At 65.2% G+C, this 20634-nt stretch carries 22 protein-coding genes; 7 read left to right on the top strand and 15 right to left on the bottom strand.

Annotated elements, in window-relative coordinates:
* Positions 1-6 precede the first annotated feature (6 nt).
* Genes BLT16_RS14690 through BLT16_RS14680 form a run of 3 tightly spaced genes read right to left on the bottom strand, consistent with a single transcriptional unit; the run spans position 7 to position 2851 of the window.
* The gene (locus BLT16_RS14690) at positions 7-1287 is read right to left on the bottom strand and encodes a TRAP transporter large permease (protein ID WP_089659266.1); all 1281 of its coding nucleotides are present in this window, start codon (positions 1285-1287) and stop codon (positions 7-9) included.
* The gene (locus tag BLT16_RS14685) at positions 1284-1844 is read right to left on the bottom strand and encodes a TRAP transporter small permease (protein ID WP_089659265.1); all 561 of its coding nucleotides are present in this window, start codon (positions 1842-1844) and stop codon (positions 1284-1286) included. The genes BLT16_RS14690 and BLT16_RS14685 overlap by 4 nt, the downstream gene beginning before the upstream one ends.
* 8 nt (positions 1845-1852) lie before the next feature.
* The gene (locus BLT16_RS14680) at positions 1853-2851 is read right to left on the bottom strand and encodes a TRAP transporter substrate-binding protein (protein ID WP_218124457.1); all 999 of its coding nucleotides are present in this window, start codon (positions 2849-2851) and stop codon (positions 1853-1855) included.
* Positions 2852-3210: 359 nt separating this feature from the next.
* Between BLT16_RS14680 and BLT16_RS14675 the strand changes: the two genes are divergently transcribed.
* From BLT16_RS14675 to BLT16_RS14660, 4 genes are all read left to right on the top strand, one after another.
* Complete coding sequence (locus tag BLT16_RS14675) at positions 3211-3891, top strand: GntR family transcriptional regulator (protein WP_089659263.1); 681 nt, start codon at positions 3211-3213, stop codon at positions 3889-3891.
* A 74-nt stretch (positions 3892-3965) separates the two neighbouring features.
* Entirely contained in the window at positions 3966-4769 is an 804-nt protein-coding gene (locus BLT16_RS14670; RefSeq protein WP_089659262.1) for a pseudouridine synthase, read from the top strand.
* Positions 4766-5623, top strand: coding sequence for a tRNA cyclic N6-threonylcarbamoyladenosine(37) synthase TcdA (gene tcdA, locus BLT16_RS14665; protein WP_089659261.1), 858 nt, complete (start codon positions 4766-4768; stop codon positions 5621-5623). The genes BLT16_RS14670 and tcdA overlap by 4 nt, the downstream gene beginning before the upstream one ends.
* Entirely contained in the window at positions 5616-5843 is a 228-nt protein-coding gene (locus BLT16_RS14660; RefSeq protein WP_089659260.1) for a DUF1653 domain-containing protein, read from the top strand. The genes tcdA and BLT16_RS14660 overlap by 8 nt, the downstream gene beginning before the upstream one ends.
* Here the strand turns inward: BLT16_RS14660 and BLT16_RS14655 are convergent.
* From BLT16_RS14655 to lptF, 12 genes are all read right to left on the bottom strand, one after another.
* A complete protein-coding gene (locus BLT16_RS14655) occupies positions 5840-6403 on the bottom strand; it encodes a histidine phosphatase family protein (protein WP_176817249.1) in 564 nt (187 codons plus the stop codon). The genes BLT16_RS14660 and BLT16_RS14655 overlap by 4 nt on opposite strands.
* Positions 6404-6422: 19 nt before the next feature.
* On the bottom strand, positions 6423-7472 hold the full coding sequence (locus BLT16_RS14650; protein WP_089659258.1) for an ABC transporter ATP-binding protein: 1050 nt from the start codon (positions 7470-7472) through the stop codon (positions 6423-6425).
* Complete coding sequence (locus BLT16_RS14645) at positions 7460-9160, bottom strand: ABC transporter permease (protein WP_089659257.1); 1701 nt, start codon at positions 9158-9160, stop codon at positions 7460-7462. Before BLT16_RS14645 ends, BLT16_RS14650 begins: the two co-directional genes overlap by 13 nt.
* A 2-nt stretch (positions 9161-9162) precedes the next feature.
* Positions 9163-10143 carry an ABC transporter substrate-binding protein gene (locus tag BLT16_RS14640; RefSeq protein WP_089659256.1) on the bottom strand — a complete coding sequence of 327 codons (981 nt, stop codon included), beginning with the start codon at positions 10141-10143 and terminating at the stop codon, positions 9163-9165.
* An 88-nt stretch (positions 10144-10231) separates the two neighbouring features.
* A complete protein-coding gene (locus tag BLT16_RS14635) occupies positions 10232-10996 on the bottom strand; it encodes an ABC transporter permease (RefSeq protein ID WP_089659255.1) in 765 nt (254 codons plus the stop codon).
* Complete coding sequence (locus tag BLT16_RS14630; RefSeq protein ID WP_089659254.1) at positions 10993-11826, bottom strand: ABC transporter ATP-binding protein; 834 nt, start codon at positions 11824-11826, stop codon at positions 10993-10995. Before BLT16_RS14630 ends, BLT16_RS14635 begins: the two co-directional genes overlap by 4 nt.
* A 14-nt stretch (positions 11827-11840) precedes the next feature.
* Entirely contained in the window at positions 11841-12872 is a 1032-nt protein-coding gene (locus BLT16_RS14625) for an ABC transporter substrate-binding protein (RefSeq protein WP_089659253.1), read from the bottom strand.
* Positions 12873-13130: 258 nt separating this feature from the next.
* A complete protein-coding gene (gene bfr / locus BLT16_RS14620; protein ID WP_089659252.1) occupies positions 13131-13613 on the bottom strand; it encodes a bacterioferritin in 483 nt (160 codons plus the stop codon).
* 182 nt (positions 13614-13795) lie between these two features.
* Positions 13796-14002, bottom strand: a complete 207-nt coding sequence (locus BLT16_RS14615; protein WP_089659251.1) for a (2Fe-2S)-binding protein — start codon at positions 14000-14002, stop codon at positions 13796-13798.
* An 80-nt stretch (positions 14003-14082) separates the two neighbouring features.
* Entirely contained in the window at positions 14083-14535 is a 453-nt protein-coding gene (locus BLT16_RS14610) for an RDD family protein (protein ID WP_089659250.1), read from the bottom strand.
* Between the two features lie 12 nt (positions 14536-14547).
* Positions 14548-15612: an LPS export ABC transporter permease LptG gene (gene lptG, locus BLT16_RS14605; protein ID WP_089659249.1), complete on the bottom strand. Its 1065-nt coding sequence runs from the start codon at positions 15610-15612 to the stop codon at positions 14548-14550.
* Complete coding sequence (gene lptF, locus BLT16_RS14600; RefSeq protein ID WP_176817248.1) at positions 15612-16691, bottom strand: LPS export ABC transporter permease LptF; 1080 nt, start codon at positions 16689-16691, stop codon at positions 15612-15614. The genes lptG and lptF overlap by 1 nt, the downstream gene beginning before the upstream one ends.
* A 147-nt stretch (positions 16692-16838) precedes the next feature.
* Here lptF and BLT16_RS14595 point away from each other — a divergent pair, with 147 nt between their 5' ends.
* From BLT16_RS14595 to BLT16_RS14585, 3 genes are all read left to right on the top strand, one after another.
* Positions 16839-18359 carry a leucyl aminopeptidase gene (locus tag BLT16_RS14595; protein WP_089659247.1) on the top strand — a complete coding sequence of 507 codons (1521 nt, stop codon included), beginning with the start codon at positions 16839-16841 and terminating at the stop codon, positions 18357-18359.
* Between the two features lie 155 nt (positions 18360-18514).
* A complete protein-coding gene (locus BLT16_RS14590; RefSeq protein ID WP_089659246.1) occupies positions 18515-19612 on the top strand; it encodes a branched-chain amino acid aminotransferase in 1098 nt (365 codons plus the stop codon).
* Positions 19613-19859: 247 nt separating this feature from the next.
* Positions 19860-20315: a DNA polymerase III subunit chi gene (locus BLT16_RS14585; protein WP_089659245.1), complete on the top strand. Its 456-nt coding sequence runs from the start codon at positions 19860-19862 to the stop codon at positions 20313-20315.
* Positions 20316-20634 lie beyond the last annotated feature (319 nt).

The following is a 20634-nucleotide window of genomic DNA, read 5'->3' as shown; positions in this document are numbered from 1 at the left end:
CAGGGGTCAGTAACCGAGTGCACGAGGCAGCGCGGTGACGATTTGCGGAAAGGCGATGCAAAGGCCGAGGATCGCGAACTGGAAGGCAACGAACGGCAGTGACTCTCTGACCAACGTCATCATCGGCACCTTGGTGATACCGCTCATGACGAAGTAGAGCACACCAACCGGCGGCGTCATCATGCCGACCACCAGGTTGTACATGAACAGAAAGCCGAAATAGAGCGGGTCGATGCCGTACAGCACGGCGACCGGCGCGAACAGCGGCACCAGCATGATGTAGGCGGCGTTGGACTCGATCAGCATGCCGATCACCACCAGCAGCGCCATGGTCAGCAAAATGAAGATCATGGGATCAGCGGTCAGCGACTGGATGAACGATGACAGCATCATCGGCACCATCTCGATGGTGAAAATGAAGGTCAGCACCGACGCAAACGCGATCAACGCACCGACCATTGCCGAGGTCACCGCGGCGCGGTAGAGACAGCCCGGCAGGTCGGCGATACGCAGACGACGCGTGACAACGAATCCAATGAACGCCGAGTAGACCACCGCGATTGCCGCCCCCTCGGTCGCGGTAAAGACCCCGCCTACGATGCCGCCTACTACGATCACCGGCATCAGAATGATGACGATGGCGCGCCGCGCCTGTCGGGCGACGTTACAGAGGTTGAAGCGCTCGCCCGTCAGCGGATAGCCGCGCTTCCAGGAGATCCAGCTAGCAATGACCATGAAGCCCACGGCCAGCAAGATGCCGGGCAGAATGCCGGCCATGAACAGCCCGCCCACCGACACCGACGAGCCGGCCATCAAGGCGTAGACGATCATCGCATTGCTGGGCGGGATCACCGGGCCCAGATTAGCCGCCGACGCAATCACGGCACCTGAGTAGGCATCCGGGTAGTACTTGCGCAGCGACGGCACCAGCGTACTGCCCATGGCACTGGCGCTGGCCACCGCCGCCCCGCTTACCGACGCGAAAATGGTGCCGGAAGTAATCGTCACATGGGCCAAGCCGCCGTGCATCCTGCCCACCAGGCTGTTGGCAAAGGAGATGAGCCGGTCCATGATCCCGGCTCTCACCATCAGCTCACCGGCGAGCATGAACAGCGGAATCGCCATCAGCGGGAAGCTGTTGACGGCGTGCAGCATGCGTTGCGGCATCACCACCAGCTCGAAATCGAGCATCCACAGGCCCGCCAGCGACCCAAAGCCGAGGGCAAAGGCCAACGGCATGCCGAGCACCGCCAAGCCCAGAAACAACCCTATCGCCAGCCAGGTCATGTCAGCTCCTCCCAGGTTCGCGACCCGCCCCAGGCCAACATGGCCAAGTGCAGGAAGGCGTGGGCACCGCAGATAAGGACCGCGATGTAATAGATCGCCGAGGTGATCGGCAGCGTCGGCATCAGTTCGGGCCAGCGATCGAGGGTCGCCACCCAGGCCCCCAGCATCACCATCAGCATCAGGGTCGTCGACACGCCCGCCATGAGGCGAAACAGCACCTCCTTCATCCACTCGGGCATCAGCATGACGAACAAATCGATGCCAACGTGCACCCCGTGCTTCACACCGTGTGGAATGGCCAGGAAGATGGCCCACACGAAGAACAGCCGCGACAGCTCGTCGGCAGAGTCGATCGACGACCCCAGCACATAGCGCCAGAACACCTGCAGGGAGACGATGGTTGCCATCAGGCCCATCACTGCCACGATGCCCCAGTAGGTAGTGGCATCGAGCAGCTCCACGATGCGCTTGGCACGCCTAAAGGCTCGAGAACGTGGCGGGGGCTTGGGCCCCCGCGCCTTGGCATCGTCGTGCGGTGGTGCAGATGTGTCCGTCATGCCTGACCTCACAGCGCCGCTTCGGCTTCCTGGATCACCAGTTCAAGGAACTCAGGATCAACGCGCTCCGCGAGGCTCTCTGCGACTTCCAGGGTCGCTTCACGCAGCTCGGCGCGCAGGTCCGCAGAGATCGGGGTGAACTCCATACCTGCCTCGATCAGCTGCTCGCGCCAGGACTCCTCCTCCTCTGCCGCCGCCTCACGCTGCCACTCCATGGCCGCTTGCATTGCCTCATCGACGATCACGCGATGCTCCTCGGAGAGGCGCTCATAGCTGCGCTGATTGGCGACGGCGTTGATGAAGTCGTAGAAGTGGCCACTGTCGGAGAGGTACTCCTGGACCTCGTTGAAGCGACGGCTGGCGATGATGTTGTAGGGGTTCTCCTGACCATCAAGCACGCCCTGCTGGAGAGCGGAGTAGAGCTCGGAAACGTCCATCGACACCGGGTTGGCCCCCAGTGCGCGGAAGGTCTGCAGGTGGACTTCGTTAGGCTGCAGGCGAATGCGCATCCCCTCGAAATCCTCGACCGACGTAATCGGGCGGAGATTGTTGGTGACATGCCGGAAACCGAGCTCGCCATAGCCAAGGTTGACGAAGCCCAGCTCGGCCATCTTTTCATCGAGGTGCTCGCCGACCGGGCCATCCATTACCGCAAAGGCCTGATCACGACTATCGAACAGGAACGGCAGGCTGACCGCCTCGTACTCAGGCACCGAGCGAGTGAAATAAGCGATCGAGGTAAAGACGGCAAAAATACTGCCTGAACGCACCTGATCGACGTTCTCTGTGGCCCCGCCCAACTGCATCGCCGGGAACAGCTCGACAGAGATATCTCCATTGGACGCGCTCTCGACCTGCTCCTTGAAGACCTCCATGGCCCTCGATACGGAGTGGTCAGTGGGGAAATTACCGGCAACTCGCAAGCGCTCAGTTGCCAGCACCGAGGACGACAGCAGCATCCCCGCCGTTAGCAAGGTAGCCATTCTCAGAGTATGGGACTTGGACATCTGGAAACCCTCCGGATCATTGTTATGGCGGAGCCGAGCCAAGCGCCCGGTCACCTCATTAGGTCTGAGCAAGCCCTATGCCATGCCGGACTCGCCGTTATTGGCGCACCGCCGCCGTCACCTGCAACCCCATGATTTGGAATGTTAAAAATTTTGTTTATATTATTGATCAAAATTTTGTTTAACGGATTGCATACAATTTTTTAAGATAGATCACGCACATTAATTGTGCAAACATGCATCGTCAGCACTCTTACGGTGCAGCCGAAGTGCCGACACCTGCGCGCTCCCAGCGGCTTCTGATCTGCGCTGTGCTGCGGCATACTGAATCGGGACATCACTGACCAATGGGGATTGCAATGGAAGCCTCCACCACCAAACTGGCCATCGAGCAGATCGCCGAGCGCATCACCGACGCGGTGATGGAGCATCGGCTGCCGCCGGGCATCAAGCTGGTGGAGGAGAAACTGGCAGGCGCCTTCGGCGTGAGCCGGACCAAGATTCGTCAAGCCCTGACGCTGCTGGCCAAAGAGGGGCTAGTGACGCTGCATCCCAACCGCGGCGCCTTCGTCAAACGACCTTCCGCCGAGGAGGCCAGGGACCTGTTCGCCACCCGCCGGCTGGTGGAGCCTGAGATCGTACGTAACGTCATCGCCCGAGCCTGTGAACAGGACATCGCCCGGCTACACCAGCACCTCGAAGAAGAGGCACAAGCACGAGCGACGGGAGATCGCCGCCGCATCATTCGGCTATCCGGTCAATTCCATATGCTCTTGGCAGCGCTGGCAGGCAACGCCTTCATCGAGAAGCTGATGGCAGAGCTGTGTCCTTTGACGTGCCTGATCATCGCGCTCTATGACGCACCGCAGACCCCAGCATGCCCCGAAGACGAACATAGACAAATTGTCGATGCCATAGAGAATCACGATGAAGCGGCTGCCATCAGGCTCATGCTGCATCATCTCGAACATATTGAATCCGAGCTCATGCTCGATGCAGCGCCCAAGCTGGATATTCACTGGGAGACGCTCTACGGCTGATATCCGCAGGCGATACGGATGACAGCGGCGCGCCGAGCGGCGACAATGGCCGCCCATTTCGAGACGCCGCTGCCATGCCTGCCACACCGCCCAGCCAAGACGCCTGCGCCCCGCTGCCGATCCTGTATCGCGATGCGGCGCTGGTGGTCGTGGCCAAGCCGTCGGGGCTGCTGGTTCACCGCAGCGCCCTGGCGCGGGGCGAGACGCGTTTCATGGTGCAGACCCTCCGTGACCAGCTGGGTCAGCGGGTCTACCCGGTGCACCGCCTCGACCGCCCCACCTCCGGGGTGATGGTGTTCGCGCTAAGCCCTGAGGTCGCCACGCAGCTGGCGCAGGCCTTTACCCAGCAGCAGATCGCCAAGCGCTACCTGGCGGTGGTGCGCGGCGTCGGCCCCGACGCCGAACGGCTCGACTACCCGCTGCGCGAGGAGGATGGCAGCCGCCCCAAGGCGCAGATGCCGGCCATGCCGGCGGCCACCGAGATCCGCCGCCTCGACAGCGTCGAGCTGCCGGTGCAGGTCGATCGCTACCCCAGCAGCCGCTATTCGCTGATCGAGGCGCGCCCGCTGAGCGGGCGCCGCCATCAGATCCGTCGCCATCTGTCGCAGCGCGGCTATCCGATCATCGGCGATGCCAAGCACGGCAAGGGCAACCACAACCGCTTCTTCAAGGAGCGACTCGACTGCCCGCGGCTGCTGCTGGCCGCCGTCGAGCTGCGCTTCCCGCACCCGCTGGAGGGCAGGCAGCTGCAGGTCAGCGCACCGCTGCAGGAAGACATGCAGCAGCTATTCGAACGCTTCGGCTGGGCCGCCCACCTGCCGCAGCATGACATTGCCTGGCATGACACCGACTCACCGACATTCGCCACCGCCCCATGACCGATATCGACGCCCCCCCTTCCGGCGCTAACACCGCCGACGACTACGACCTGCGCTTCGGCGGCATCCGCAGGCTCTACGGCAGCCGCGCCGCAAAGGCCTTCCGCCACGCCCATGTGGTAGTGGTCGGCGTCGGTGGCGTCGGCAGCTGGTCGGTGGAAGCGCTGGCCCGCGCCGGGATCGGCAAGTTGACGCTGATCGACCTCGACGACGTCTGCGTCTCCAACGTCAACCGCCAGCTCCACGCCCTCGACGGTACCATCGGCCGCCCCAAGGTCGAGGTGCTGGCCGAGCGCTGCCGGGCCATCCACCCCGGCATCGAAGTGATCGCCGACACGGCGTTCGTCACGCCAAATAACCTCGCCGAGCGAATTCCCGACGATGCCGATCACGTGCTCGACGCCATCGACAGCGTGGTGGCCAAGGCGGCGCTGATCGCCTGGTGCAAGCGGCGCAAGATCCCGCTCACCGTGACCGGCGCGGCCGGCGGCCAGACCGACCCGACGCGCATTCGCGTCGCCGACCTGACCCGCACCGAGCACGATCCGCTGCTGGCCAAGGTGCGCGCCATGCTGCGCCGCGACTTCGGTTTCTCGCGCAATCCCAAGCGCCGCTTCTCGGTGGAGTGCGTCTACTCCGACGAGCAGTTGGTCTACCCGGGTGCCGACGGCGAAGTGTGCCTGACCAAGCCGGGATCCGGGGATGCCACCCGGCTCGACTGCGCCTCGGGCTTCGGCGCCGCCACCTTCGTTACCGGCGCCTTCGGCTTCGCCGCCGCGGCACGGGTGATGGCGCGCCTGGCCAAGCGCTCGGCCACAACCGAAGCCAATCCTCAGGAGAGCCAGCATGCATGATCCCAAGCCCCCGGTGGCGGGCATCTACCGCCACTACAAGGGCGCCGACTACGAGGTACTGGGCGTTGCCCAGCACAGCGAAAGCGAAGAGGCGCTGGTGGTCTATCGGGCGCTCTACGGCGACTACGGCCTGTGGGTCAGGCCGCTGGCGATGTTCTGCGAGACGGTGGAGATCCAGGGCGAAACGCTGCCGCGCTTCGCCCTCATAAAGGCGTTCTAGCCGCCTGCCGAGCCGTGGCGCTCGATGGTCCAGCCGAGCGGGCCCGGGCGGATCAGAAAAGGCACCGCATTGGGCAGTCGCGGTCCATGCGGCGTGCCGATCAGCTGAGCGCGGATGACCCGGAACACGCCGGAGTGTGCCACCACCAGCGGCATCTCAGAGTCCACCAGTACGCCATTGAGTGCCGCCAGCACCCGGGCCTGGAAGCTTGCCCAGCTCTCGCCCTCCGGCGGGGTCGCCTCATAGGCGGTCTGCTGGGCGAGCGGCATTTGGTCCAGCCGCCCCCAGTCGCGCTCGTCGAGTCCGCCAAGGCGCGTGGCCAACTGCCCTTGCACCGCCAATTCTGCGGTGCGCCAGGCACGCTGCAGGGTGCTGGTCACCACGCGGCTCCAGGGTCGCGCCAGCCAGGTGGCCGCCTGCCGGGCCTGGGTCTCGCCCAGGGTCGTCAGCGGCACATCGCTGCGCCCACAGATGCACTGCGCACGGTTGAGCGACGTCTCGCCGTGGCGAATGAACACGAACGGCCTGGCCAGCAGCACCGCGTCACCCTTTGCTATCATCCTGCCTCCTCCAATGCGATCACTGGCTGTCGCGCTCCAGGCACCAGCCCTCGCGCAGGACCACCTCCACCGGCTGCCCTTCATCGAGCGCCACGGGATGATAGGCGAGTAGTGCCTCACCGCTGGCAAGACGCAAGTGTAGCTCGTAGCGCTCACCGCGGAAGGTGCCCCCCTCCACCCATGCTGGCAACCCCTGCCCTGAAGGCGCATCGGCCAGCACCGAGATGTGCTCCGGGCGCACCAGCAACGGCTGGGTGCGCTCGGCGACAACCGCGGCCAGCCCGCGCATCAGATCCGCCTCCTCGAGGCGCACCCCCGGCTCGCCTGCCGCGGCATACAGCAAACTGCCCTGACCGATAAAGCCTGCCACCCAGGCCGTGCGCGGCTGGCGATAGAGCGTCTCTGGCGTGGCCCACTGTTCCAGCCGACCGTCACGCATCACGGCGATGCGGTCCGCCAAGGCCATCGCCTCGCCCTGGTCGTGGGTGACATAGACCAGGGTCGCCCGGGTGCGGCGGTGGAAGTCGCGAAAGCTCTGCTCCATCGACGCCCGTAGGTGGCGGTCGAGATTGGCCAACGGCTCGTCTAGCAGCACCACATCCGGATCGGTGACCAGGCAGCGGGCCAGCGCTACACGCTGCCTCTGGCCACCGCTCAGATCCTGGGGCGAGCGTTCGGCATATGACGAGAGCCCCACCAGCTCCAGCGCCTGGGCCAGCCGCTGACGGTACACCTCGCCACTCACTCGGCGCAGCTTGAGCGGGTAGCCGACATTGTCGGCCACACTCATATGCGGCCACAGGGCGTAGGACTGGAACACCATGGCCATGTTGCGCTGCTCCGGCGGCAGCTGCCGCTCGTGGCTGGCCAGGGTACGGCCGCCCAGGCGAATCTCGCCCGCGCTAAGCGACTCGAAGCCGGCCAGCATGCGCAGCATGGTGGTCTTGCCGCAGCCGCTGGGGCCGAGCAGCGCGACGAACTCACCGGGTGCGATATCCAGCGATAACGCATCGACAGCGGTGTGCTCACCGAAACGCTTGGAGACACGCTCGATGCTCAGCCCTGCCATGGTATGACGCCCTTGGGAAGGTGCTTCGCCAGCAGGCTCAGGCACAGCATCAGCGCCGCCACCATCGCCACCACCAGTACCGACAGCGCCGCAGCCAGCACGCTCTCGCCGCCTTCGGCGAGGTTGAAGATCAGCACACCCAGGGTCTCGTTGCCGGCGCTCCATAGCAGCGCCGAGACGGTAAGCTCATTGACCGCCAGCAGGAACACCAATAGCCCGCCAGCGAACAGCGCCGGTGCCACCAGCGGCAGCACGATGCCTGCCAGGCGCCGCCAGGGACCGGCCCCGGCAAGCTGGGCGGCCTCCTCCAGCGAAGGGTCGAGCTGACCGAGGCCGGCAGCCACCGGCTTGAGGCACACCACCAGGAAGCGCGCCAGGTAGGCGACGAAGATCAGCCCCAGGGTGCCATAGAGGGCCACATTGACCAGCGGAACCGGACGCACGAAGAGCAGGATGCAGGCCACCGCCAGCACCACACCAGGCAGCGCATAGGGCAGCTCGATGGCGCTCAGGGCCAGGCTCTGCCAGCGCGGTGGCAGGCGCTGCACACGGTAGGCCAGCGGCAGGCTGCACAGCATCAGCAGCAGCGCGGCGCCACCCGACAGCCACAGGCTGTTACGCACCGCACGCCAGGTCGCGCCCTGGCGGCCGATCACCTCGTGATAGGCGTTCAGGGTGACGGTCTCCAGGTTGAGCGGCACCCCTACGGCAGGCACCAGCGAACTCACCACCAATGCCGCCAAGGGCGCGACGAGGATGGCCAGCAGTAGCGCTACCAGCAGCGCGGTCACCCCGCCGCGCCAGTGCCCCAACGAGAAATCGTGGGCACGGCCCGAGTGCCCCACCAGGCCGAAGCGACTGCGCTTCATCCACGCCTGCTGCAGCGCCACCCCAACCAGCGCCAGCACCCCGATCAGCAGCGACAGCGAGGCCATCTCGGCCAGCACGCCGGTGCCGAAGCTGGCCATGCGCTGGTAGATCAGCGTCGGCAGCACGTAGTAGCCGGCGGGGATGCCCAGCATAGCGGGAATCCCGAAATTGCCGAGGCTCGAGATAAAGGCCATGGCGCCGCCTGCGCCCAGGCCACCGCGGGTCACCGGCAGGATGATCTGGCCCCATACTTGTGACTGGCGGGCGCCGCTGATGCGCGCCGCCTCGACCAGCTCGCGGGGCAGCGACAGCAGCGAGGTACGCAGCGCCAGGAACACCAGCGGCGCGCTCTGGATACCCAGCAACAGGGCGATACCCTCGGCGGAGTAGAGCGGCTGCGGGCTGCCCAGCGGCGGCGCCATGCCGATGCTCTTGAGTAGCGGACTGGCGGGACCGAACAGCTGCAGCCAGCTCAGCGCCGTGACCTGCGGCGGGATCATCATCGGCAGCATGAAGCAGAACACCAGCCAGGCCTTGCCGCGAATGTCGGTGAGGGTGATCACGAAGGCGAACAGGCTGCCCAGGAGCAGCGCAATCAGCATGCCCAGCCCTGAGGTATAGAGGCTACGCCACACTGCCCGCCAGGTGCTCTCGGCCTGCAGCACCCGCCACAGCGGCGACTCGCTGCCTTGGGCCAGATCGCCAAGGGCTTCCAGCAGCAGGCGCAGGCTCGGCACCAGGCTGAGCGCGACGATGGTGACCATCAACAGGGTGAGCAGCCAGCGCTGCTGGCCGCTCGCAGTTAGACCCGATGCCATGATCAGTTGCCGAACAGCTCGCCGAAGCGCTGCTTGAGTTCGGCCTCCCTGGCCAGCGCGCTGTGGGTATCCAGCGGCATCAAGGAGATATCGTCACGGTCAGGGAAGCCTGCGGGCGGGGCGACCTCGGGATGGGCGGGCAGGTAGCCTTGCTCGCTGACCAGCTGCTGCCCTTCCCGCGAGAGTACGAAGTCGACGAACTTCTGCGCCGCGTCGAGGTTGCGTGCGCCCTGCATGATGGCAACCGGCTCGGTTACCGCGCTCACCCCCTCTTCGGGAAAGACGAACGCTACCGGTGAGCCCTTGGCCGCCTCGCGAATCGGCAGGAAGTCGACCACGATACCGTAGGGCTTGCTACCTGCTGCCACCGCATTGAACACGCCGCCGTTGCCGCCCTGGGCCTCGGTACGGTTTGCCTGCAGCGCCTCGTAATAGCCTTCACCCAGCTCGGGGTGGGCCTCGACCGCCGCCATGTGGATCAAAGCAGCGCCGGAATAGAGCGGGCTCGGCATGGTGACCTGGCCCGCATACTGCGGCTGGATGAGTTCCTGCCAGCTGTGTGGCTGATGCTCGGCGCCGGTGTTGTAGACGATGCCGGTGGTGATCAACTTGGTGCCGTAGTAGTAGCCCTCGGAATCGTAGAGCTCGGCGCCGTAGACCTCGCGTTCCGGGCTCAGGTAGGCCTGCAGGTGCCCCTCCTGCTTGAGCGACTCCATGGTCATACTGTCGGCGATCAGCAGCACGTCGGGGTTGCTGACGCCGGCGGAGAGCTCGGAGCGCAGTCGGGTCATCAGCTGGGTGGTGCCGTCACGCACCCACTGCACCTCGATCTCCGGGTGGGCCGCCTGAAAGGCGTCGACGGTCTGCTGGGCATCGCTGTTGGGCTGGCTGGTGTAGAGCACCAGTTGCTGGTCGGCCAGGGCCGGTAGCGCCAGCCCCACCAGTAGCAATGCCTGCACGCTAGCCAGGAAGCGCTTATGCATGGGAGTACCCTCGATGAGTCATTCTCATCGAGGGTACTGCGCTTGTTTTACAGCCCAGTGACAGCGGCTGCGGCCGGAGAGTCGGCGCTCAGCGATCCTGGCCGCGATGCGCCCAGCGGGTCATGCGCTTCTCGAGCACGGCGAACAGCTCGTACATCACCATGGCCATGGCGCTGATCACGATCAGCCCGGCGAACACCAGCGGCATGCGCATCTGCGAGCCGGCGCTCATCATCAGGTAACCGATGCCCTGGTTGGAGGCCACGGTCTCGGAGACCACGGTCCCCACGAAGGCCAGGGTGATAGCGACCTTGAGCGACGCGAAGAAGTACGGCAACGAGCGCGGCAGGCCCACCTTGAGCAGCACGTCGAGGCGCTTGGCGCCTAGCACCCGCAGCACATCCTCCAGCTCCGGCTCGAGTGTAGCCAGTCCGGTGGCCACGTTGACCACGATGGGGAAGAAGCAGATCAGGAAGGCGGTCAGGATGGCCGGCACCGAGCCGATCCCGAACCACACCACCAGGATCGGCACGAAAGCCACCTTGGGGATGGCGTTGAACCCCACCAGCAGCGGGTAACAGGCACGGTACATGAAGCGCGACGAGCCGATGATAAAGCCCAGCACCAGCCCTACCGCCACCCCCAGGCCAAAGCCGACCACGGTGGTCCACAGGGTCTGCCAGGAGTGCATGCTGATTGGCCCAGCGAAGGTGATCATGGCCTCGAAGGTGGCCAAGGCGCCGGGGAACAGAAACGGCGGCACGTTCAGCGCGCGCACCGTGCCCTCCCAGATCGCCAGCAGCGCGATCACCGCCAGCCATGGCGCCAGCCGCTCCTTGGTGGTGGCCTTCATGCCGCACCTCCACGAATCTCGCCAATCTGGGCGCGCAGCTCGAGCACCAGGCTGGTAAAGGGCTCGCGGTAGGTCGTCTCGAGTTCACGCGGGCGCGGCAGATCGATCTCGCGCCGCTCGACGATACGCCCCGGCCGCTTGCTCATCACATACACGGTGTCGGCCAGGAAGGCCGCCTCGCGCAGGTCGTGGGTCACCAGCACCACGGTGAAGCGCTGTGCCTGCCACAGGTCGCGCAGCACGCACCACAGCTCCTCGCGGGTGAAGGCATCCAGGGCTGCAAAGGGCTCATCGAGCATCAGCAGCTTGGGTTGGTGGATCAGCGCCCGACAGATCGAGGCGCGCTGCTGCATGCCCCCGGAGAGCTGCCAGGGAAACTGATCCTCGTAGCCCTCCAACCCCACGGTGCGCAGCAGCTCGCGTGCCCAGCCGACGAACTCCGCGCGCCGCTTGCGAAACTGCGAGCGGTAGGGTCTGACGATCTCCAGCGGCAGCAGCACGTTGTCCAGGGTGGTGCGCCACGGCAGCAGGTTGGCGTTCTGAAACGCCATGCCGGAGATCTTCAGCGGCCCGGTGACCGGCTCGCCGGCCACCCGCACGCTGCCCTGAGTGGGGCCATGCAGGCCGGTGCACAGCTTCATGAAGGTCGACTTGCCGCAGCCCGAGGGGCCAACGATGGCGACGAACTCGCCGTCGCGGATGGACAGGCTGATGTCCTCGATGGCGTTACCGCTATCGTCATAGGCGAGGCTGACACCCTCGAAGTCAACAAAGGCGCGCTCGCTGCCCGCCGCCGTGGCGGCGGGCGTCTCAGTGGTCGTGGCGGTCATGGGACCCCTTGGCGTTAATCGGGGAAGATCATGCGCGCTTCCTGGTCCGGCAGGTAGCGCGAGGTGAAGACGCGCTCGGCATCCGGCACCTCGGGCAGGTCATAGGCCTCGGCGACCAGCCGGATCGACTCCGCCAGGCGCGCCTCGTCGATGGCACCGGCGCCGTGGGTGCGGGCGTCTTGGGTGTCGATGGCACCCTCGATGGCCAGCTTCAGACGCCGGGTCTCGAGCTCGACATCGATCAGGCCGTCGCGATTGCGCACATAGTCGATGGCACCCTCTGGGTCGGCCAGGGTCTCGCCCAGGGCACGGTTGAAGGCGCGCAGGAAGCCTTCCACCGCTTCGGGATGCTCCTCGGCGAACTGCTCGCTAGCGATGATCGCGTTGCCGTAGAGCGGCACGCCATAGTCGGGGAACGGCATGATGGTGAGCGCATCCTCGTGCATGCCGCGGGCCTCGAGGTTGAGCAGGCTGGTGAAGTAGAAACCGGTGATGGCATCGACGTCGCCACGCTCCAGCAGCGTCTCGCGCAGCGCCGGATCGACGCTTTGCCAGGTTACGGCATCCGCGTCGAGGTCGTTGGCATTGGCGAAGATACCCCAGGCCCGATAGCCGGTGTCGAAGGTGGGTGCCGCCAGGGTCTTGCCGGCCAGGTCGGCGGGCGTCTCGATATCGCGATCCTTGCGTGCGAAGACCGCCGCCGGCGAGCCGTCATAGACCACATAGACGCCCTGGATCCCCGGGCCGTCGGGGTTCTCGGCCAGAAACTCGACCAGCGCATTGAGATCGCCGAAGCCCATCTGGTAGGCGCCGCTGGCGACCCGATTGATGGCCCCCGCCGAGCCGCTGCCGGAGTCGATCTCGACGTTGAGCCCCTCCTCTTCGAAATAGCCGCGCTCTACCGCCATCAGAAAGGGGGCAGACGGCCCCTCGAAGCGCCAATCGAGCTGGAAACGAATATCGGTAGCGGCGCTAGCGGAGGCGCTCAGCAGGGTCGCACCAAGCGTGGTGCCAAGAAATAGCCAGCGTGACAGGGGTCGATGCATGGTAAGGGCCTCAGCGTTACGAGATTGTCATTATTGAGCATGCAGGTTTCTTGCCATCCCGGAACCATCGTTCACCGTCACGTATGGCAAGGCGTGATGCGCCCCCCGAACGCCCCTCAGGTGCAGGGATCGGCTGCTCATGCACCAGCATAGAACATTCAACGATACCCACAGCGTGCTTTCCTCAACGCAAGACACCGGCCATTGGGCCGGTGTCGGAGTTTGCTAAGCGGCAGAGCGCTGGGCGCGCCTAACGACTCACTCGTCGCCGGCCATCTGCATCTGGCGCTGCATGTAGTTCTCGATACCCACCTTGTCGATCAGGCCGAGCTCGGTCTCGATATGATCAATATGATCCTCTTCGTCGGCGAGAATGTCGCGGAAGATATCACGGGTCACATAGTCCTTGACCTGTTCGCAGTAGGTGATGGCCTCGATGTAGTCTTTGCGGCCGTCATGCTCGATCTTGAGGTCGGCTTCGAGCATCTCGCGCACGTTCTCACCGATGTGCAGCTTGCCGAGGTCCTGGAGGTTGGGCACCCCTTCGAGGAACAGGATCCGCTCGATGAGGCGATCAGCGTGCTGCATCTCCTCGATGGATTCGTCGTACTCCCACTTGGCCAGCGCCTTGAGGCCCCAGTCCTTGTACATCTTGGCATGCAGGAAATACTGGTTGATGGCCACCAGCTCGTTTCCGAGGGCCTTGTTCAGGTGTTTGATGACCTTGGCGTCGCCTTTCATCGATCGTCTCCTAAATGCATGACACTAAACGCTAGAGTCGCCGCAGGGCGCGACGTCGTGTCACCAGTATCGACAAAAAACCGAGAAAAGGCAAAAAAACCAATAAGGACAGTGAGTTAGCGAGACGTTCTCGCATTTGTGAAAAGTCGCGGATAGCAATGACTGACGGGCGTCAGTCAGCCTCACACGGCATAGGCAAGATCCTGGTTGGCCTCGACCATGCTGGTGACGACAGCCTCACGGGTCAGCGCCTTGCCGACACAGGCACACTTGCCGCACTGGGTGGCACAACCGGTGGACTCGCGCACTTCACGCCAGCTGCGCGCGCCGCCGTCTACGGCCTCGCGAATCGCCTTGTCGGTTACCCCGTTGCACAGACACACGTACATGCCATCACCTCGCTGATCATCTACACGACGAATGTAAATGATTCGCAGAGAGCATTGCAAGTGCAACTACGACCTATTGATTAGATCGATGTCTTTTTTGGCTTGGGAAGCACCACGACCTGGGTGCCCGAGGCGATATCCGGCCAGCTACGACGCTGGCCGTCGAACAGCACCCACCAGTAGCCGAGGCCCAGCAGCGCCAGCGATAGGCCGGCGACGAGAAAGCGGACCAGGCTCTGCACCAGGGTGATACTGGCACCGTCCAGGGTTTGCACGCGCAGCCGCCAGGCCTGCATGCCCAGGGTCATGCCGGCGCGCATCCAACAGAAGGCAAAAAAGGCAAAAGTGGCCGTAAACAGCAGGCTTTGAAACAGCGGCGACTCGTTGGCTTCGCCCTGGTTGAGCGCCACCGCTATTAAGGCCATACACACCCAGATCGCCATCACCAGGAAGCTGTCGTAGAGCATCGCCCCAAGGCGGCGGCCGAGACCAGCCGGCCACACGCTGTCAAGATCGGAAAAGCGTCGTCGCATAGCGTCCTCGTATCAGCCTGAGCGTCGTAACAGATAGAACCCGAGTCCAGCACAGATCAGCGTCGGCCCAAGCACCGCCCACGCCGGCGAAAAGCCGAATACCATCGAGGCCGGCGCCAGCAGGTCCTGCAAGTACTTGAAGCAGAGTCCGGTGATCACCCCGTAGAACACCCGGGTGCCGGCCGCTACGGTGCGCAACGGGCCGAACACGAACGAGGCGGCGACCAGCACCAGTGAGGCCATGGTCAGTGGCATCAGCATCTTCTGCCAGAAATAGAGCAGCGGCTGGGTCGCCTGCAGCCCTTGGTCCTGCAGGTAGCGTGCATAGGCCCACAGTTCGCTGGGCGCCTGGCTATTGACCGGGCGCAGCAGGCGACTCAGTTGATCCGGCGTCAGGCTGGTCTGCCAGTCGAGCCGCTCGCGTGTCTCGGCTTCGGTACGCTCCTCCTCGAAGCGAGTGACCGAGACCTCCTCCAGTACCCAATGACCATCATTCCATACCGCGCGCTCGGCCGTCGTGGCGGCACGCAGCGTCTCACCCTCGAATTCGTAGCGGGTCAGGTCGAGCACGGTGTTGTCGCCGCGGATGGCACCGAAGCGGTAGACCGCATCACCCTCGCGCTGCCAGCCGCCACGCTGGGTCAACACCGCCCCCTCGCCCTGCATCTGTTCGATGCGCCAGGCGCTGGCGAACTGTTCGGTACGCGGACTGACGTATTCAGCCACCAGCAACACGACCACCACCACCAGGATGATCGGCTTCATCACCCCCCACAGGATGCGTGACAGCGAGCGTCCGGCGGCGCGCATCACGGTCAGTTCGTTGCTCGAGGCCATGCTACCCAGGCCGATCAGGGCGCCGATCAGCACGCCTACCGGGGCATACTGATAAAAGCGCCACGGCAGGCGCATGATCAGGTAGACCAGCACCTGGAAAGCGCCGTAGTCGCCTTCGACGTCGTCGAGGTCGTTGATGTAGGAGATCACCAAATCGAGACCCAGCAGCACCAGCTGCACGACGATGATCGCGCCCAGCACGTTGCGGGCAATATAGCGGTCGAGGCGGTCGGCGATCATCAGCGCATCCCCTTTTGCTGAGCCCGCTGCATCATCACCAGCCCGATTGCCAGGTAGGCGGCGTGGATTGGCCACATGCCCACCGCCACCGGCAGAGCACCGCGACCGATGGCATCCTGGGCGGCGAGCAGCAGACTGAGATAGCTGATGTGCAGGAAAATCGCCGGCAGCAGCTTGGCGAAACGCCCCTGGCGCGGGTTGACCTTGGACAGCGGCATCGCCATCAGGGTCAGGATAAAGACCATCAGCGGCAGCCCGAAGCGCCACTGCAGCTGGGCGTGGGCGCGGAGGTCATCGCTGCCCAGCAGCGCCAGCGTGGTGGCGTACTCGGGGGAGTCGATCTCGACCACTTCATCGGCCCGCGACAAACGCACCGCGTAGGTGGCGAACTCGAGGCGTTCGGCCTCGAAGCGTCCCGGATCGACGCTGTAGCGCTCACCGTCGGCCAGCACCAGGAAGCGGCTGCCGGTATCATCGTCGACGGTCTGGTAGCCGCTCTGAGCGCGGGTCACGCTGTCTTCCGGCGTGCCGTCGGTGCGTCGCTGGCGTTCACTGATAAAGACGTTCTGCATGCGCGTCTGGTTGTCGGTGAAGCCCTCTACATAAACCGTGCGACCGGCTCCCAGGTCCTGGAAACGCCCCGGCGCCAGCGCCGAAAAGTCAAGCTGGCTGCGCTGCTCCTCGAGGGTGACCGCATTGTTTAGCGCCCCGGCCGGGGTTAGCCACAGGCTACACAGCGCCACGAGGATCGCCACCAGGGTGGCCGGCACCAGGCTGATGGTCAGCAGCCGCCGTGGGCTGGTGCCGCAGGCCACCAGCACGGTGATTTCACTGTTGAGGTAGAGCTGGCCGTAGGCCAGCAGGATACCCAGAAAGAAGGCCAGCGGCAGGATCAGCTCGAGAAAGCCCGGCAGATGGAAGAGCATCAGGGTGCCGAGGATGCTGGCCGGAATATCGCCCTCGGCGGCATCGGTAAAATAGCGGATGAAGCGACTGCCCATGATCACCAGCAACAGGACCCCAGCCACGGCGGCCATGGTCAGCAGGATCTCGCGGGTCAGGTAGCGAAATATGATCAAGAAACTCTCCCGGTGCTCCATGCAGGGCAGGTATCGCTCCCCATGCAATGGCGCAGCGCATTGCGTACACTGGACGGCATTCGGCTGCGCCAAGGCGTCGTGCCGGCATTATCCAGAATCCCCTTTCGCTTGTCTTGTGGAGACGTCATGGAATTCACTGTTCAGACGGCCAATCCGGCCAAGGTCGAAACGGCCTGTCTCGTGGTACCGGTATTCAAGGACGGCGACCTGCTGCCAGCTGCAGCCAAGCTCGACGATGCCAGCGAGCGGCTGATTGGACAGCTGATCGAGCGCGGTGACTTCAGCGCCGGGCTCGGTAACGTGCAAATGATTCCCTTTGCCCCCGGCGTCAGCGGCGAACGCCTGCTGCTGGTGGGCCTGGGCGAGCGCGACAAATGCAACGAGGCTGCCTTTCGCAAGGCACTGGACGCCGCCTTCGCCACCCTGGCCAAGCTGCCGGTGAGCGACGCCGCTGCCGCCTTCACCGACGTGCCAGTCGGCGAGCACGGCTGTGCCTGGAAGGCACGCATGACCCTGGAAGCCGCCGAGCGCGCCATCTACCGTTTCGTCGAATTCAAGTCCGACCCGGCTCCCGCGGCCAAGCTGGAGCGCGTCACCCTGCTGGTCGGCGATGGCCAAGACGCCGAGGCGGCCAAGCAGGGCGCACGCATCGGCGCCGCCATCGGGGCCGGCATCAATGTCACCCGCACCCTGGGCAACCTGCCGGGCAACGTCTGCACGCCGCGCTACCTGGCCGAGCAGGCCGAGGCGCTGGGCAAGGGCTCCGATGGCGCACTCGAGGTCGAGATCCTCGACGAAGAGGCGCTGGAAGCGCTGGGCGCCGGCTCGCTGCTGTCGGTGGGCCGCGGCAGCGCCGAGCCATCGCGGCTGATCGTCATGAAGTACCAGGGCGCCGACAATCCCGACGACGCCCCTCATGTGCTGGTCGGCAAGGGCATCACCTTCGATACCGGCGGCATCTCGCTCAAGGCCGGCGAAGCCATGGACGAGATGAAGTTCGACATGTGCGGCGCGGCCAGCGTGTTCGGCACCGTCAACGCGGTGCTGGCCATCCGCCCCAAGATCAACCTGGTGGCGATCGTCGCCGCCGCCGAGAACATGCCCGACGGCCTGGCCACCAAGCCTGGCGACATCATCAAGACCCTCAAGGGGCTGACCGTCGAGGTGCTCAACACCGACGCCGAAGGGCGCCTGGTGCTGTGCGACGCCCTGACCTACGCCGAGCGCTTCCAACCGGCCAGCGTGGTGGATATCGCCACCCTCACCGGAGCGGCCATCATCGCCCTGGGCCACCACGCCACTGGCCTGCTGTCCAACGACGACGACCTCGCTCTGGACCTGCTGGAAGCCGGCGAGACCGCCTGGGACCGCGCCTGGCACCTGCCGCTGTGGGAGGAGTACCAGGAGCAGCTTGATTCCAACTTCGCCGACCTGGCCAATATCGGCGGGCGCCCGGCCGGCACCATCACCGCCGCCTGCTTCCTGTCGCGCTTCGCCGACCAGTTCCCCTGGGCGCACCTCGACATCGCCGGCACCGCCTGGACCTCCGGCAAGCAGAAAGGCGCCAGCGGCCGCCCGGTGGGCCTGCTGACCCAGTACCTGCTCGACCGCGAGGCCGACGCCGAGGTCGAAACCGGCGACGAATGACGCCAGACCGGCCAAGGGGGTTGCCTTTTTTCCACGGCGACTTTCTCATGGTAGGCCTGACGACTGTTCACGCACCGAGTCGCCCGGCGACTCGGTGTTCCTGTATCACCCTGGGGGCCCATGACGCGCCTCAGGTGTAGCGGAGACCCTTTGCCGTGCCCACTGCAAGCTTTGCCCAACTGCCCAACGCCCAACCCACGGCGGACATCATCCGCAAGGACATCCTTGCCAACCCCGGTTTCGGCCGCTATTTCAGCGACCATATGGCGCATATCCGCTGGACCCTCGACGCCGACTGGCACGGCCACGAGGTACGCCCCTACGGGCCGCTGACCCTCGACCCCGCCGCCGCGGTACTGCACTACGGCCAGGAGATCTTCGAGGGCATCAAGGCCTACCGCCACGCCGACGGCTCGGTGTGGACCTTCCGCCCCGAAAAGAACGCCGAACGCTTCCGCCGCAGCGCACGCCGCCTGGCCCTGCCGGAACTCTCCGACGAGGACTTCATCGGCTCGCTCAAGGCGCTGCTCGCCCAGGACCATGAGTGGGTACCGACACCCTCTAGCGAAGCTGACGAGTGCAGCCTCTACCTGCGCCCGTTCATGATCGCCAGCGAGACCTTCCTCGGCGTGCGCCCCTCCCACGAGGTCGACTACTACGTCATCGCCTCACCGGCGGCGGCCTACTTCAAGGGCGGCGTCGAGCCGGTGTCGATCTGGCTGTCGTCGAACTACAAGCGCGCCGCCGCCGGCGGCACCGGCTTCGCCAAGTGCGGCGGCAACTACGCCGCCTCGCTGGCCGCGCAGAAGGAGGCCGAGGCCCACGGCTGCGGCCAGGTCGCCTTCCTCGACGCCGCCGAAAACAAATGGATCGAAGAGCTCGGTGGCATGAACCTGTTCTTCGTGTTCAAGGACGGCCGTATCGTCACCCCCAAGCTGACCGGCACCATCCTCGAGGGCGTGACCCGCGACTCGGTGCTGACCCTGGCCCGCGACGCCGGCCTGCAGCCGGAAGAGCGCCATATCAGCATCGACGAGTGGCGTGAGGGCGCCGCCTCCGGCGAGATCACCGAGGTCTTCGCCTGCGGCACCGCCGCGGTGATCACCCCGGTGGGCGAGCTGGTCGGCGAGGATGAGCGCATCCGCTGCCAGCCCAGCGACAACCCGGTGGCCAAGCAGATCCGCCGCACCCTGCTCGACCTGCAGTACGGCCGCGCCGAGGACACCCACGGCTGGCTGACCCGGCTGGTATAATCCGCGCTCTCAGCGCTTGCGCCCGCCACCAGCGTGGCGGGGCGCCGTCGGGCAGGTCGTAGCGGAGGTTTGCGCCATGGGTGAGGAGGATTCCTCCGAACGGGCTGGCCATGGATGGCCAGCACCGGTCCTGCAAGCGGAGCAGGATGCGAGAACGAAGCAGGGCGCAAGTAGTGCCCCCTCGTCGCCCTGTCGCCGGGAGAGCCCCGCCTCGATGCCATAATCAGCACACCTTTTGGCGAGCCGTATGACTCAAGTCGATTTCTACGTCCTACCCGACACCACGCTGGAGGCCCGGCTGACCTTCGCCTGCCGGCTCACCGAGACCATCCAGCGCAAGGGCTACCGCCTGCACCTCCACGCCGAGGACGAGGCCATGGCCCACCAGCTCGACGAGCTGCTGTGGACCTTCCGCGCCGACGCCTATGTGCCCCACGCCCTGGCCGGTAGCGAGATGGCCAGCCAGGTGCCGGTGGTGATCGGCTGGCAGGGGCCGCCGGACCCCGCCGAGGAGCACCCCCAGGCGATGCTCAACCTGCATCCCGAGATCCCCGAATGGTTCTCGCGCTTCGAACGGGTCGCCGAGATCATCAACCAGCACCAGGAGGTGCTGAGGGCCAAGCGCGCCTGCTGGAAGACCTACAAGGACCGCGGCTACCCGGTCAAAGCGCACCAGTTGGCGGGGCAAGAGGGACGCGGATGACTCTCTGGCGTCTCTGGCGTAGTGAAGCTCGGGGCTGATCCGTCGACAGGCCTTCGCGGAGGCGCTGTGAACCCATCCCTGGGCGCTACCGATGCCATCCCTGGCATCGAAACCTCCGCTACGACCTGTCCCCGGCGCCCCTCGCGCAGCGTAGTCGCCCCATCCCTCGGCTACCAGGCTTCGCTATCGGCGTGGCCGCTCGTCGTCATTCAGGACATCCGGCGCATCCGCGGGTGGTGTCGCTTCCGGTCGGTCGAGGAACTGGCCGGCCTTCCAGGGGAAGCGGCCAAAGGCGTTGACGTCTTCCGGTTCGCCCTTG

Origin of the sequence: Franzmannia pantelleriensis (assembly GCF_900102875.1) — a bacterium.
GTDB lineage: Bacteria > Pseudomonadota > Gammaproteobacteria > Pseudomonadales > Halomonadaceae > Franzmannia > Franzmannia pantelleriensis.
The sequence above is the reverse complement of the archived record's forward strand: the minus strand, read 5'-3'. Positions and strand labels throughout refer to the sequence as shown.